Origin of the sequence: Mucilaginibacter kameinonensis (genome assembly GCF_003675385.1) — a bacterium.
Lineage (GTDB): Bacteria > Bacteroidota > Bacteroidia > Sphingobacteriales > Sphingobacteriaceae > Mucilaginibacter > Mucilaginibacter kameinonensis.
This window is the reverse complement of sequence record NZ_RCWZ01000005.1, coordinates 188,496-204,091: the sequence shown is the minus strand read 5'-3', so window position 1 is coordinate 204,091 and position 15,596 is coordinate 188,496. Positions and strand designations below refer to the sequence as shown.

General features: G+C 41.3%; 13 protein-coding genes and 1 riboswitch. Of the genes, 5 read left to right on the top strand and 8 right to left on the bottom strand.

Features of this window, described 5'->3' with window-relative positions; all coding sequences use genetic code 11:
• The first annotated feature begins 7 nt into the window (after window positions 1-7).
• A complete protein-coding gene (locus EAH55_RS23965; protein ID WP_244228338.1) occupies window positions 8-766 on the top strand; it encodes a DUF3291 domain-containing protein in 759 nt (252 codons plus the stop codon).
• Between the two features lie 7 nt (window positions 767-773).
• On the top strand, window positions 774-1,022 hold the full coding sequence (locus EAH55_RS23960) for a hypothetical protein (RefSeq protein WP_121811888.1): 249 nt from the start codon (window positions 774-776) through the stop codon (window positions 1,020-1,022).
• 225 nt (window positions 1,023-1,247) lie between these two features.
• Here EAH55_RS23960 and EAH55_RS23955 read toward each other — a convergent pair whose 3' ends face one another.
• The 5 genes from EAH55_RS23955 to EAH55_RS23935 form a co-directional block, all read right to left on the bottom strand.
• On the bottom strand, window positions 1,248-1,961 hold the full coding sequence (locus EAH55_RS23955) for a Dph6-related ATP pyrophosphatase (protein WP_244228336.1): 714 nt from the start codon (window positions 1,959-1,961) through the stop codon (window positions 1,248-1,250).
• Between the two features lie 30 nt (window positions 1,962-1,991).
• The gene (locus EAH55_RS23950) at window positions 1,992-2,678 is read right to left on the bottom strand and encodes an SIR2 family NAD-dependent protein deacylase (protein ID WP_121811886.1); all 687 of its coding nucleotides are present in this window, start codon (window positions 2,676-2,678) and stop codon (window positions 1,992-1,994) included.
• 86 nt (window positions 2,679-2,764) lie between these two features.
• On the bottom strand, window positions 2,765-3,337 hold the full coding sequence (locus EAH55_RS23945; protein ID WP_112575503.1) for a DUF6580 family putative transport protein: 573 nt from the start codon (window positions 3,335-3,337) through the stop codon (window positions 2,765-2,767).
• A 55-nt stretch (window positions 3,338-3,392) separates the two neighbouring features.
• Entirely contained in the window at window positions 3,393-4,460 is a 1,068-nt protein-coding gene (locus EAH55_RS23940; RefSeq protein WP_121811885.1) for a YncE family protein, read from the bottom strand.
• Window positions 4,461-4,470: 10 nt separating this feature from the next.
• On the bottom strand, window positions 4,471-6,504 hold the full coding sequence (locus EAH55_RS23935; RefSeq protein WP_121811884.1) for a TonB-dependent receptor plug domain-containing protein: 2,034 nt from the start codon (window positions 6,502-6,504) through the stop codon (window positions 4,471-4,473).
• Between the two features lie 94 nt (window positions 6,505-6,598).
• Window positions 6,599-6,796, bottom strand: a riboswitch (cobalamin riboswitch).
• Between the two features lie 45 nt (window positions 6,797-6,841).
• On the opposite strand from EAH55_RS23935, the gene EAH55_RS23930 reads away from it, so the two are divergent.
• From EAH55_RS23930 to EAH55_RS23920, 3 genes are all read left to right on the top strand, one after another.
• Entirely contained in the window at window positions 6,842-8,098 is a 1,257-nt protein-coding gene (locus EAH55_RS23930; RefSeq protein WP_121811883.1) for a serine hydrolase, read from the top strand.
• Between the two features lie 64 nt (window positions 8,099-8,162).
• Window positions 8,163-8,897 carry an SRPBCC family protein gene (locus EAH55_RS23925; RefSeq protein ID WP_112575499.1) on the top strand — a complete coding sequence of 245 codons (735 nt, stop codon included), beginning with the start codon at window positions 8,163-8,165 and terminating at the stop codon, window positions 8,895-8,897.
• Between the two features lie 308 nt (window positions 8,898-9,205).
• Window positions 9,206-10,897 (top strand): sensor histidine kinase, encoded by a 1,692-nt coding sequence (locus tag EAH55_RS23920; RefSeq protein ID WP_121811882.1) that lies wholly within the window; start codon window positions 9,206-9,208, stop codon window positions 10,895-10,897.
• 6 nt (window positions 10,898-10,903) lie between these two features.
• Here EAH55_RS23920 and EAH55_RS23915 read toward each other — a convergent pair whose 3' ends face one another.
• The 3 genes from EAH55_RS23915 to EAH55_RS23905 form a co-directional block, all read right to left on the bottom strand.
• On the bottom strand, window positions 10,904-12,103 hold the full coding sequence (locus EAH55_RS23915; protein ID WP_121811881.1) for an MFS transporter: 1,200 nt from the start codon (window positions 12,101-12,103) through the stop codon (window positions 10,904-10,906).
• Between the two features lie 84 nt (window positions 12,104-12,187).
• Window positions 12,188-12,934, bottom strand: a complete 747-nt coding sequence (locus EAH55_RS23910) for an HAD-IIB family hydrolase (RefSeq protein ID WP_121811880.1) — start codon at window positions 12,932-12,934, stop codon at window positions 12,188-12,190.
• A gap of 64 nt (window positions 12,935-12,998) precedes the next feature.
• Entirely contained in the window at window positions 12,999-15,194 is a 2,196-nt protein-coding gene (locus EAH55_RS23905) for a carbohydrate binding family 9 domain-containing protein (protein ID WP_121811879.1), read from the bottom strand.
• Between the last annotated feature and the right edge of the window lie 402 nt (window positions 15,195-15,596).

Below are 15,596 nucleotides of genomic sequence, written 5' to 3'. Positions count from 1 at the left end.
TAACTATATGGGGTCGAAAGTAAATAAGGCAAATATCATATTTAATGTTTTATTTAGCAGGTGCATGGTTGTTAGTCTCACTATAATCCGCTACCGAAAGCTATTTATTCCCTTCGCCTTGCTGGCCATGGCCATTCACCGCTTGCCGTTGCTGATGCAAAAAGGATGTAGCTTTTACAAATTGCTGGGCTCGGGCAAAAACGGAACTTTTGACCTTGAACCCGACTGGCAGCAATGGGGCTTATTAGCATGCTGGGATGGCCGTGATGATTTTGACGCGTTTTACAAACAGTCATTTGTAGCATCCTGGTGGAAAATATTAGGCGCCGAAAGCTGGACACTTCTCTGCACTCCACTGCAAAGTCACGGAAGCTGGGATGACAAAGAGCCCTTCGGCAAGCCCGAAACGAACGACATTCATGGCCCGGTCGCGGTACTTACACGCGCTACTATCCGCTTTAGCAGATTAAAAAACTTTTGGGCTAACGTTGATACCGTTGCCAATATGATGACGTCAGCTCCTGGCTATGTAAATTCTTTCGGCATAGGTGAAGCTCCGGTATACAGACAGGCTACATTTTCCGTTTGGGAAAGCTTGGATCACGTAAAAAACTTTGCCTATAAAAGTCCCGAACATGCTGAAGTTATAAAAAAGACAAGAAGCGAAGGCTGGTATAGCGAAGAGCTTTTTGCCCGCTTTAAACCCATTGCCAGCTTTGGCACCATTAACGGAAAAGACCCGTTAAATGGCTTACTGAATAAATAAGAAAAACATGAGAATTATTGCAGAACTCCCCCATCCCGATTTTAAAATCTCTATCCTGAATATGAACAATAAGTTTATTGTAAAGGTAGAGCAGGGTTCGCTTGAGCAAAGTTACAAAATCCCCGAAATGGATTTGACTGACGGTGTAAACAGTGTTTTTGAATTGCTTGACGAAGAGTTTCTAAAAAAAATAGCAACCCGGTTTATTGATATGCGCAACGACTACAAGGATGCGTATTTCAGATATAATTACTAAGATAACCCGTACAAACACCTAACAATTAGATGTTTATAATTAAAATCAAACAAAAACAGAATTTAATTTGGCTAACAGAGAATCTAAGGTGCCTTTTTGCAGTTTATTTTTGGCTTATATAAATCAAAAGTAAAACTAAACCAATTCAATTGCCTGACAATTAACATAGTTATATAAGTAGACAAAATTTTATTCTGCGATATTTTTAGCAGAATAAATGAGAACTTAGTCCAACAAAAGGTCACAATACCAAAAACCGGAAGGTTTTGGATCAGTAACAGCAATACATGAATCACTGACATTTTTAGGAGCGGCGTACTCCTTGAAAACTTTCACACCCGTTTTATAATTTATCGGATTGGCAAATATTGGCCCCTTGTAAGTGAAGGTATGGAACTCGCCGTTCTCACCGCAAACATCAACATCATCGGGTAAAGCATCAATCAATTCGTGGCTTATTTCTTTCCCAACTATCCGCTCCAAACGTTGCTGTGTACAGGCTATGACGGTTCCAAAACCAAGGTCCAGAAATTCACTAATCAGTTCGGATGTATCCCTTTTCCACAAAGGGTAAATACCTTTAAGTCCGGCTTCATTCAACCGCGCGTCACGATAATCTTTCAGGTCCTGTAAAAATATATCTCCAAAAATGGAATGCGTTATACCCTCGTCTTTAAAACGAGTAAGGTGATATCTCATTACGTCATCATACTCTTTCATCCCCGGCATTTCGGGCAGGCGAATCTGGTATAATGGAATACCGATAGCTTCGGCTTGTTTTATCAGCAGCTCAGTTCTGACGCCGTGCATAGAAATCCTGTCGGCCGCATCATTGATGGTAGTAACAAGATAAGCGATTTCAAGATCCGGATTCTGCAGGCAATAGTATAACGCGAGGGCGCTGTCTTTACCGCCACTCCAATTGAAGATGCATTTCATGCTTATTATCTAATTAGTTAATCAGCGATTTTAATCTTTCAATAATTCATTCACCAATGCAGGTACACCAATGGTTGCCTTTTCCCGGATCTTAATCACTTCGCCCCTTACATTTACGGACGGGATATTCGGATCGATAAGATACTTCGGAACATCACGATCAACATAACCTATCAGTCCTGCTGCAGGGTAAACGGCCAGCGACGAACCAATAAGGATAAAAATATCAGCACTGGTACAAATCATGGCCGCATGTTCAATCATAGGCACAGGCTCACCAAACCAAACCACATGGGCCCGCAATTGCGAACCTAATTCGCACAGTTCACCCATTTTAATCTCCCAGCCATCAATAGGATAAGTCAGCTCAGGATTAATGCTTGATTGCGACCGGGTAATGATCCCATGCAAATGCACCACTGTAGATGATCCGGCCCTTTCATGCAGGTCATCGATATTTTGGGTAATGATAGTTACCTTATATTTTTCCTCAAGTGCGGCAAGCGCATAATGAGCAGCATTAGGTTTTGCCTCCAGTACAGTTTTGCGCCGCTCATTATAAAACTGCTGCACCATAACAGGGTTATGCTCCCAGGCTTCGGGCGTGGCTACATCTTGAATGTTATAACCCTCCCACAGGCCGTCGCTATCTCTGAATGTTTTTAAGCCGCTCTCCGCGCTGATACCCGCGCCGGTTAATATTACTATGTTTTTCATGTTGATTAAGTAGATGATAATTGCTTAGGTCACAAAAAAAGCGGACTGTTGTTCAACAATCCGCTTTAAATTTAAATGCTTTTATATTATAAAGCCAATTGCTTTTTATCCTGCAGAAAAGTGTACTTACTCTTGGCCAGCTCAAAACTACCGAAAAGTATACCGCTAAACACTAAAGTGCCTAATGCCATATTTTGCTCAAATGGAATGGCTTTTACCAGCGATTCGCCGTAACCAGCTAAGGTATGCGGGTAAAGCGTACCGTATAACCATGGCAAATCGGTAATTAACCAGTGAATTAAAACGGCTGCTATTGACGCTAAAAGCACATTGGCAACATTTACCTTCTCAAGCAAATTACCCACCAGTACCATTAACGCAAAGCATAAATACACCCATTCGGCGCCGCTATACCAAAACGTTAATTTTGAAGTATACAGGTAATTTATCACAATATCAGTCGAGAACAGGGCAAGCAGCACAGTTACATAGCCTTTCCATTTTGATTTAAAATAAGCACCACCAAATAATGCAATAGCACCTACCGGGTTAAAATTGCTCAATTCTTTATACTTAAATGCTAAAAGCCTGAATGCGGCAACAACCAGGATCATCAAAATCAGTATCAGGTTGCGGTTGGTGTTATCTTTTGCGCTCATCGTTTAATATATGGGGTAAAATTACTGATATTCTGTAAATAAAAACAGGGCTATATTACTTGTTTACGAAAACAACGCTTCCCGGGTTAATACCGGTAGTGAGGTTGTATTCTTTTTTACCATTTTTATCAAAGGCAAATACCAAACCGTTTGATTTATAATCTTTGGCATCGGTAACAAAAACTTCGCCTGTTTGCGTATCAGCTACTACGGCATAAGCGCTGGTAAAGGTTGTGCCATCGGTAACAAAATTTGACGACAGGGCTTTCAGATTTTTTACATCGTATGTTTTCACCGTTCCGTCTGAAGCTATATAATAAGCAACATCACCATTGATTGAAAACGGACCGCCTGCAAAGTCGGTTTTTGATTTAACAACATCTGTTTTGCTATCAATAATAGTCAGCTCAGGATTGGCCGGATATAAATTGTAAGAGTGAACAAAAACATCGCCATAGCTATCAACACTCACAGCATATGGGTTTACGCCAACCTCAAGGGTCTTGGTAACTGCTAAAGTTGTCAAATCGATAATAGATACAGTTTTATCTACGTCAGGATAGCTTAAGCCACCACCATTAACCACGTACAATTTACCGTTGCTAACAGCCAGCTGCTCCGGGTTGCGGCCAACCGGGATATATTTACTTACTGTAAGCGTCGCGGTATCTAAAACAGCAACATTGTTATCATACAGCGTAACGTACGCATTGCCTTTATAAAAAGCTATTGAGCGTGGCTCGCGCGATGATTTATCTGCGTTTTGAAAAAGTACCTGTTTAATTGATTTTGCTGTTTTAGGATTAACCACCTCAACAGTGCCTGATTTATCCACCACGATATACATTTTGGCACCGTATATTTTAAGGTCGTTAGCTGTATTGCCCAAACCTTTGCTATTAGCCGATTGGAAAATATCGGCAGTTAAACTTTTAGAGGTGTAATCATAATAAGTTAAAGCACTGTTTGGCGAACCAAGGTTACCCTGATCTAAAACGTACAAGCCGGCTCTTTCTGCGGTTGGTTTATCATCGGGTACAACCTTTTTATCCTTATGGCATGATGCCAGGGTAGTAGCAACAGCACAGGCTATAAATAAATGTTGGAGTTTAAGTGATTTCATGTGTTATGTATTAAATAGTAATTTGAAATGTGAGTCGATATGATCTGCCGGGCATTGGATAGCTGCTTATCACAGCATAGTTTTTATTAAACAGGTTGTTTACTTCAAAAGATGCTGTAACCGGCTTTAAGCCCGCCAGGAAACTATATACAAATGAGGCATCGCTTACCGAATACTTGGGCAGATAATATTCGGGGACATTATTGCTGTTCTGATATCTTGATGACGAAAAGATCTCGTTATAATATATCCCAAACTGCTTGTGCGTGAAGCCGGCATTTAACGCCAGTGTATGTTTTGGGGTATATGGGATCTGTTCCAGATAATACAGATCAGTCGGGTTGGTTACATCAAGCGCTTGCTGATAGGTGTAAGCTACACTCAACAAACCTTTCCAATTGTAAAATGGCTTAAATCCACTTTTTATTATAACGTCAAGTCCTTTAATATCTACTCTACCCAAGTTGACAACGGAAGGTGTTTCCGGCGATCTTGTCGGGATATAGGAAATCTTGTCTTTTACATGATTATAATATGCATCGGCGCTGATGTTGATATAATCAAAAATACCGACAAGGCTTTTGGTGTAAGCGGCGCCGACATTATACTGATCTGTGTATTCCGGCTTTAGAGATCGTGGTACAATGGCATAATAATATTGCTCGGCAAAAGTGGTGTTGCGGAAGGTGCTTTTGTAATAAGCCCTTAAAAGCAGGTTTTGACTTGTAAATGGCTTATAAGTAGCAATAACCGCAGGCGTAAATGCCGACCGTGACGCAGCCGCCGGCCCGCTTTTAACCTCGTCATGAATATATGTATTCAGCAAATTAGCCTGTAAACGCCATTTCCCTATATTCAAATCTGTGGCTATAACATTGAATAAACTTGTACGGGTTGGGAAAGCATATTTATAAATATCAGATTGCAGGTTGCTAATATCAGCATCTGAAGAATAAGAGATTTTCCAATCAGATGTTAGATTGTATGCTAATGCTCCCGACAAATAAAAATCGTTTTGGCGATAATGCTCGTCAATTAAGCCACTGTTATTGTAGACACCTGTATCAAGATACCGTACATAGCTATGCGCGTATTTTGCATTAATTAATAACTGCAAACCACTAACCGCCTTATGCAAATAACCCGACTGGATAAAAAAGTCTCGGTTTTGCAGCCTTTGGTTGGTAGGAGCTGCATAATAAACAACCGGCCCGGGTAATCCTCGCTTTGAATTATAAAAATTAAATTGAAGGTTGAATTTATCACTATCCGATTTTGCCCAATATAAGCCGCCGTCTGCCTGCTGAACGTGTACATCCCCATTTTTACGGGTTGCCAGGGTATCAGAACCATCGCCAGCCTCTCGATATTTATATCTTCCGTTGGCTTCCTGAACAGAACTGTTTATAACTAACGACCAATATTTGCTGAGCCTTTGCTGCCATTGCAAATAAGGGTTCACCAGTCCGAAAGAACCGCCTTTAATTCCGGCTATGATATTGTAAGGTTTCCGCTCATCTAATACCGGATGAATAGTTTTAATGGCAAGTACATTGGCCGAGGCATAAGCACGGGCCGTTTGCAAAATATCAGTTGGCTGAGCGTTGTATAAAACGATTTCTTCAACGTTGTTCAGGTTGAACTTGCTGAGATCAATTTGCCCGTTCTGCGCATCATTAAGCTGCACACCGTTGTACAAAACCGCCGTATTATCGGCGCCAAGACTGCGTACCGAAACAGTCTTCAAGCCGCCAATGCCACCGTAATCGGAAATATTAACGCCGGCAAAATTCCGGATGGCATCAGCCACGTTAAATGATGCGGTTCGTTTAAAATCAGCGGTAGATATCGATTGCGCGGGGGCCGAGCTTTGAATTTGAGGAATAGCCGACGATGATACTTTAACTTCATTAAGTTTCTTTGTGGTATCTGATTGGGCCAAAGCCTTGCTGCCTAACGCTACCTGTGTAAATACTAATAACAAACTACATCCTTTTATAGGTAAGCGTTGTTTGTAAAAAAATACAGGTAAGCGTTTTTTCATATCCGCGACAAAACTCAATTGTTGGAAGATTTTGAAATGAAAACACACCAAATGAAGAGCATTCACATTCAAGCTTCAATCCCCGAAAGCTGTGAATAAATATAACGCCTTGGCAGGTCTTCTGACTTACTCCCCATTTTGCCTGGTCTTCCCTCCTGTTTACAGAAAGTGACTTATAGATTGGCAACGGTTACGGAGCTTACAGCTGCGGGACAGTTACGGACTTACACCGTATTCCCTTTTAATTCATTAAAAAAATAGTTTAATGAAACCTAAAGCGCCGTAAAAGTACAATAAGTATCTGTTAACCTCAAACTACATAGTTATATTTAGCAGAATGAAACGTTTCTTCTTTTTATTACTGCTGATGCAGGCTTTCTGCAGCTTTGCCCAACAGCCTGATACCGTTTTTCTGAAGGGCCTGCTAAATAACCATCTTGATTTATTTTCCGGCGTATTAAATCATACTACGCAAAACGAAGTACAAATTATATATACCCGGATAGACAGGGACAAAAACAATACCCCACACTTTACAACGTATAGCTATCGCCTTAATCCTCATCACTATTTTTACCCCGCCAGCACCGTAAAACTACCTACTGCCATATTTGCGCTTGAAAAGTTAAACGGGTTAAAAGCAAAAGGTTTAAACCGCAGATCGGTAATGATTACCGATAGCTCATTTGCTGGTCAAACTAAAGTTAAGGTAGATACGTCGTCTTCAAGCGGTTTACCCAGTATCGAAAATTATATCAAAAAGATCTTGCTGGTAAGCGACAATGATGCTTATAACAGGCTTTATGAATTTATTGGCCGGGCAGAGATCAACCAAAAGCTCAAGAAATACGGGCTGAACAATACCCGCATTGTGGGCCGCCTGGCCATTGGCGACGCGGGTGAAAGTACAAGGCATAGCAACCCCATTGATTTTTACAATGGCGATAAACTGGTTTATCACAAGCCCGAGCTTTATGATGCTTTAAACTATCCTATGCATTTGGAAAATATGCTGCAGGGCAAAGCTTATTTAGATAGCAGTGACCGGCTGGTTAATAAACCACTTGACTTTTCCGAAAAGAACGTTTATTCCCTTGCCGATCAACAGATGGTTCTTAAACGACTGCTGTTTCCGGAAACTTTTCCAAAAGCACAACAATTTGATTTAACGGCGGATGATTATCGCTTCATTTATCGCTATATGAGCACCCTCCCCACCGAAAATATAAAACCTACTTATAACCGGCCCGAATACTTTCCGGCATTTTGTAAGTTTCTATTTTATGGAGGCGATAGTACGGCTGTAATAAATCCCGATATCAGGATCTTTAATAAAGTTGGTGACAGCTATGGTTATGATATTGACAACGCCTATATAGTCGACTTTAAAAATAAGGTGGAGTTTCTGCTTAGCGCGGTTGTTCAGTCAAACGAAGATGGTATATTGAATGATAATAAATATGAGTATACAACGGTTTGCCTGCCTTTCCTGAAAAACCTTGGACAAGTCATATATCAATATGAATTAAAACGTCCCAAAAAGCATTTACCCGATTTAACTAAATTTAAATTCAGCTATAGCAATAAGCAATAAAATTCACTTCAGGAAAACTTAGTAGCGTCAAAGGTGTTCTAAAAACGACAATTATTTAAAACCTATGGCAACTACGATAGTAAAATATACCGACAATTACCCCGTACTCTACGGCGACGACCGTATTAACCTGAACTGGCCGGAGCGTTTTACCTCCATAGCCGGCGGGATGAAACTTGGTTTTTCGGGCTTTAAAAACATTTTTAAAAATCCGCTTGCAAGCATCGTAAAGATTGGAGCCGGCGGGTACCTTTTAAACCGGGGCATTACCGGTCATTGCGAACTTTATAAACGTATTGGCAAACTATCAACCAATCCAATAAACGTCAATATCCGGTCGTCATTTACAGTTAATAAACCGAGGGAAAAAGTTTACCAATTTTGGCGTAAACTGGATAATTTACCGCTTTTCATGAAACACCTGGAAAGCGTAGAAGTAATCGATTCAAAGTATTCACATTGGACGCTGAAATTACCTAAAAATGTAGCTACTGTTAGCTGGCATGCCGAAATTGTGCATGATGAGCCTAACGAAATGATTGGATGGAGCTCGCTTTCCGATTCCACGATCAATAACGCAGGTAAAGTCCGCTTTCAGGATACCATAGATGGTCAGGGCACCATCGTCGATGTTGTCATCAGCTATCAGCCGCCAGCCGGTGGTGTGGGCGCGGGCATAGCTAAAATACTAAACCCTGTATTCAAAAATATGGTTGATAAGGATATTCAGAATTTTAAGCAGTATATGGATATCAACAATGATCCCGAAGAATTTGTAAATGTTATTATTGTTGAATAGCGCGTTTATTGCAGCTAATTTTCAGAAAAGCCCGATAATTAAAAAATTATCAGGCTTTTTATTTTATAACCTGTGGTTAAAGCAATCTTCTTTTTTTGATAATATCTGTGGTGTTTAACATTTACGAAAATCATTTCATAAATCGCCGGTTAAATATTAAGTAGGTACAAAAACTAACGGCATGCTATTGAGCTAACAACGGTTGATTGTATCATTTTTATCATTATCATTGTTCCTCAAAATATCAATGCCGGGCTTTATCAGGTTCTTCAATCAGTAATTTACGGCCTATTGATAACTATAACTATATGAACGTTTTATCAAGGAAGATACTGCTTGCTTTTTTAGCCTTCACCATAATCTTAGTTATTGCGGCTCTTTTTGTAAGGGACAAGATCGCCGAAAGACTGGCTCATACAGCCCAGGTATCGCACCTCATGGATCTTAATAATTCCAGACCGCAGCAGGCCCTTTTACTACTTCACCAGGCCGAGGATTTGTTTCAATCATCATTGGTAGATGGCGACCCGGCTAAAAGTAAAGCATATCAGGCCAAGCTTTCATTAGCTTTTGCCGAAATTGATACGCTGTTAAATATGCAGCATGATACTGCCAAACTAAATCCGGAGCAGCGTAAACAACTCCATGCATGGCATGATCAAAAAATAAAGCTTTCTGCTGATCTACTCTCCGCCCGGCATGACTTTGACTCACTGCTAACAACCTCTTCTGACCTTAATCTTGCAACTGCTCAAAATAAGCTTGCTGTAAAAAGCAGCCAAAAAGTTCAAAACAGCACGGATACTATCACCCAGCAAGGTAAACTAAAAAGAAAGGGTTTTTTTGCCAGGATAAAAGAAGCTATAAAAAACAAAAACGCCTATGCAAGCGGATCCGGGGGCGTTGTCATTAATCACCGTACGCGGATTTATGTTGACTCGGTTACCCAAAAGCTTCGTACTAAAGATAAATCAAACTACCTGAATAAGCTGAAGCAGTTACAACAAAGCAACTCTAAATTGCAGGAAACACAAAGGCAGCTTATTGCCCTTAACATGCGGATCACCCATAAAATGGAACAGTTGATCAGCACCATTAAGGATATCAACTATAGCTTAACCGACGCCTTTAAAGGCCTGGCTTTTAACAGCTACCTGGAAACAACAAGCTTACTGAACAAACTTTACCTGAGCGCGCTTTTGCTATTGCTGGCTTTTGCCGTATTGCTGATTGTATTTGTTGTTAAACTGGGCCAATCCGAAGATCTTTTATTGAAGGAAAACGAACGCGCTGTAATGATAGCGCGCCAAAAAATGGATCTCCTGCTGCACATGAGCCATGAAATCCGTAACCCGCTTACTTCCATAAATGGCTTCCTGTATATTTTCAGCAGAACTACGCTTACGCCAAAACAATCAGAAATGCTGGGTACTGTGCGGGCATCATCCGACTTGTTGCTGCAAACCCTTAATGATACGCTTGATGCCGCTAAAATGGAAAGTAGCGAACTGAAGATCCACAATGATCCTTTTTGCCCGGACAAAACGTTGAAGGAGGTAATTGAAAGTATGGCATTCAGCGCAGATAAGAAACAACTGCAATTAAGCTATGATTTCCAGGGCGACCCGGAAGCCGAAGTTTTAGGCGATAGTTTCAGACTTAAACAGATTATCGTGAACCTTGTAAGCAATGCCATTAAATATACCGAGACGGGTAACGTTAAAATTAATGCCACGCTAAAATTAGCTGGTGGTAGAGGTGGGTTAACTGTTAATATTGTTGATACAGGAGCAGGTATCAGCCAGGAACAGCAGGTTAACCTGTTTTCAAAATACTATCAAACTAACTCGGCAAAAGGTAATACCGGCACCGGCCTTGGTTTATATATCTGCAAGCAATTGATCGAACTGCAAAAAGGAAATATCAGCGTAAAAAGCGATGCAGGCAAAGGAAGTACATTCAGCTTTGAAATTCCTTATGAAAAGTATGAAATTGATTAACCGGTTTTAGGCCCGGAAGCTTTTTAACTTCCAGCCAATTACTAAACACAGCAAGAGGCCTAACAGCACCATCCCCATACTAAACGGAAAAATATAAAGCATCCCGAAGTGGCTTGCTACCCCGCCTACCAATGGCCCGGTTAGCCCAAGCGAAATATCCAGGAACAAACCATAGGCACCCAATGCAGCCCCTTTGTTTGAGCCTGGCACTAACTTTACTGCCTCCACTCCAAGCGCCGGAAAAACCAGCGAAAAGCCCAAGCCAGTTATGCCTGCGCCTATCAGCGCAACTTCAGGCATATTAGCCAGCCAAAGTACCATTAGCCCTACCGACTCCAGTGCTATACATGCTACGGATGTTTTTAAACCTCCGTAATTATCAATTGCTCCGGCAAATATTAAACGCCCCAGAATAAAGAAAACGCTGAATACCGAAAGACAAAGTACCGCGTTGGCCCAGTTGAGATAAGCGTAATAAAGGGTTATAAATGTAGAGATAGTCCCGAAACCCAAAGCAGCAAGGGTTAGACAGATGCCGTAGGGCGCAACCGTTTTAAGTACCGAAACGAATGATTTCCGTTGCTCGGAACTTTTGATCAATGCATCGGCCTTTCTTTTGGCCAATAAATAACCGCCAATTCCAAGTATAAAAACTACAATGCTGATACCGGCGATGCCGTAGTTATTATCAAGCAATATGCCTACGGGAGCACCTATTGCAAGCCCTCCGTAACTCGCAATACCATTATAAGATATCGCCTTTGCAGTATTTTGTTCACCAACTGTGTTGATACTCCAGTTTATCGGGCTTGAGCCTATTAACCCTTCTGCAAAGCCTGTCACAAGCCGTGTAAGTGCTATAAGCCCTAAACATAGTTCGCGATGATCTTTAAATAAAAAGGCGACAAACAAAAACAAGCCACTAATTGCAAAGCCCGCCGTCCCGGAAAGCACAGCCGTTTTTGGGCCCTTTTTATCAATGATATTCCCGGCGTAGCCCCTGAATAAAAAGGTGCTCAGGTATTGCAGACTGATAACCACACCAGCCATCATGGCATTATAGCCTAACTGATTGTGTATGAAAACGGGAAGAACTCCAAGACTTAGTCCAATCGTAAAATATCCGATAAACGTAAACTTAACAAACCCTGCAATTTCTAATGCGATTGATGACGTTCGGCTTTTTATACTCGATCCTGCTTCCATACCGCAAAGATAGGTAGTTTCGGCGCCCGATTAAGTGTAAATTATACGCTTTACTTTTAATTAACATTTCAGGCAGTAGTGCTACTACTTCAGGCACAGGATTATTCCCTCAATAACCCGCTTGGTTTCTTCCGGGTCGCGCACCTGAATACAATCCGCTCCGGTTGTACGGGCCGGGTGGTCATTACCTCCCTCAAACAAAGCATCGCCTATAAAAATCATTTGCTTGATGCTAATCTCCAATGTATGCTGCAACTTATGAATGCCATAAGCTTTATCAATTCCCGGCTTTGTTATATCAATAGAGGTAGCCCCTCCAATTTGCACCGAAAATCCAGAGAGCGTTTTATCCAATATGGCTTTAATCTTTTTACGTTTGGCGTATTTGGGGTCCCACTTTTTCTTTTCATCCAATGGCGCGTGCTGGCCCAATGCAGAAAATGTAATCTGACTGCCGCGATCTTCTATCTGATCGCCCCATGTTTTCCTGAATTTAATACCGGAGGCATCAATGGCTTCATTTAATTTACTGACAATCTCCTGCCTTTCTGTATCTGTAAAATCTTCTGAATAAAGTTTCTTCCAACTACCTTTTTTATACTGATAATATTTGGTGCCGCAGGTTGGTAAGATGGACAGGTTTTTAATTGATTTTTTGCCGAGCAGGTTTGATAGTACCTGTTTTTCAAACTGGGGCCAGTCGCCACCCGATATAATGGCCACTTTTGCAACTTTCATCAAATTGGTTAAAAGTGCGGCCATTTCCTGGTCAAGCGCGGCCTTACTTTCGGCAAGGGTGCCGTCCAAATCAAATATGATGAGTTTTTTCATTTCAGGTAGATATCAAACTAATATCCGAACAGCGATCGGCGGCACTTGTTTTATAACAATACTACTATAGATTACACCAGTAGGTCCACTTTAAAGTAAGCTGGCGGTTTTTTACCGTATAAGGAGATGGTGTGGTGTTGTCGCCATAAACAATAAATAAGTCCGATGCCGGTTTATAACGCCATTGCAGCCGGGTGTTGATATTGATATTATCTATCTGTTGGTTATATTGAACATAGGTGGTAAAATACAGCGTATTGGTGAAAGTAACATCAACCTTCGGCCCTACCAGCCAAAAGGTGTTATGTCCGAAAGGTTGCGGCAGCCTTAAGTCGTTGAATGAGGTATTGATAGCGATATTTACATAAGGCTGAAAGCGATAGCCTATTAAACTCGTAATGCTGTTACGGATTCCTTTATCATAATACCCCCCATGTGATGCCTCCAGCAAATAAGTAAATACATTTTGCGGCTTGGATACAAACTGAACATCGATAGTGTTCCAGTTATGTTCAGACCCTGTTGGCAACAGGCCTTTACCTATGTTAGTAGGATCATAAGGTTTTAACAACCTTACATAATCATTTATGCCCGATACGGATAACGTTGCCCGATTGCGGAAAGTGATAAGGTATGACAGAATACTTTCATTATCGGTACGATGAAACGACTCATCAAAAAAGTAGTTAGAAGTAAGCTGAACACCATGGCTCAGGATATTCCCCTGCTTAGGAAAAAAATTACGAAGCAGCAACGGGCTTAGTTTGATATAGCCAACGCGGGGCACATAACCAACTTCGGCGTTATAGTTTTTCCCAACGTATTCTTCCTGCATGTACACTGTCCAATATTTGCTCAGGTATTGAAAATGATCAGACACCACATAGTCATGACCACTTACCCCCGGCGTAAACGACTTTAAGGCCAATACCTTACCCGTCCAGATATTACTGCGCGATGCCAGGTTGAACTCCGCGCCGATATTCCGGTTATAAGCAGCCGACCCGGTATTGGTACCAGGGATATTTGCTGTAGCGTCTTTATTGATAAACAAAAAACCGATATTGGAACGATCAAGCACCCGCCTTTGCAGCGTGATAATACCATAATTTTCAGGAGCTTGAGGCACACTTCCCGAGCCGCCGGTTTGAATATCCATAGCGCCAATTCGCCAGTCTTTATCCAGTTTACCGGTAAGTCTTGCGCCAAAATCAATGGGTACATTCAATCCAATCCGCCGTGAAAAAAACGGGCGGATATCTGAATATCCAAAATTGGCGAACAGATCTCCATTCTCTAAAAAGAACTGCCGTTTTTCGGGGAAGAACAGTTCATACCTATTCAGGTTAATTACCTGCTGATCAACATCTACCTGCGAAAAATCAGGATTAACCGTTAAATCCAGGTTTAGCGATGGCGTAACCGAGATCTTAGCATCCCCACCTATTTCATGTTTGTATTCGGTTTTGGTATTATGCTGATAATCTTTAGACAGACCGGTAAGCGCATACGGGATTATAGATACGTTACTACTCGCCGTTGGCGGGGCCTCATCCCAAACCAAGGTACCGGTATACGCCAATGAAGCTGTGGGGAATTGCCTCGGGATTGGTGTCCAGCTCGATTTTTCGGCTGTCTTAAGGTCGTTACGACTAAAATTGATCCCCCACTCCTTGATCCCTTTTTTATAGCGGATGCTTTTAAAAGGAATAGACGCCTCCCAGATCCACTTATCAGGGTAATTTTTCACTGCCGAATACCAGCGGTTATCCCAGCTCAGGTCAACTTTGCCTCCCTCATACATGCTGCCATCCCATTGCCCTCCTGCCGCGTTTGCTCCAAAACTAAAACCATCGGTTCGGGCGTCAAAAGGATCCATGAAGATCAGGAAGTTATCATTCTTCACAAAGTTGAAATCACGCTTTAAGGACTCAACCATGTAAGGACCGGGTACGGAATTGTAATTGATGGCAATGATGTATAGGTTTTTATCATCATAAGTCATCCGCACTTCGGTTTTAACAGTAGCCTTGCTGGTGTCCATAGGCAATACCATAAAAAAGTCGCCGGCAGAATCAGCTTGCATCCAGGCCTGCTCATTCATCACCCCATCAACATTAATAGCTGAAGCAGCCCTGCGGATGTGATACTTATAGCCCGCGTTCTTTTTTTGTGCAGCTGCATAAAAACACGTAGTTAAGCAAAACACAACAATTAATAACGTTTTTGCGGCAAGCAGACAGGGGTATTTAAAGGGCATTAAGATAAGGGTGTATAAGTTTATTGGTTACGGATTTTAAAACTACATTTTTTCGCCAAGAATCAATGCCATGTATCACATTATTTACGGCCTGGTTTCGTTTCTTGGCGCCGATAATTATATACCTGCTAATCCGTATCACCTTTTGTTAAAAATGTATCAACCCATCTCCCCTATCATTAAAAATCAAATTATTCTTAAATAAAGCCATTTTTTTCGCAATCGATTGCAAAAAAGTTCATAAAACCGCGTTTTTGGGCGTTAATACGGCCTTTATTAATGTATTATTTATTTTTTATTAATGCCTGCCTGTTGTTTTGTACATGAAATTATAAACCAACAACAGTGCTTTTCATCGCATAACCGCAACAAGGCGCTGCTTTAACCAACTCTTTTAAACCA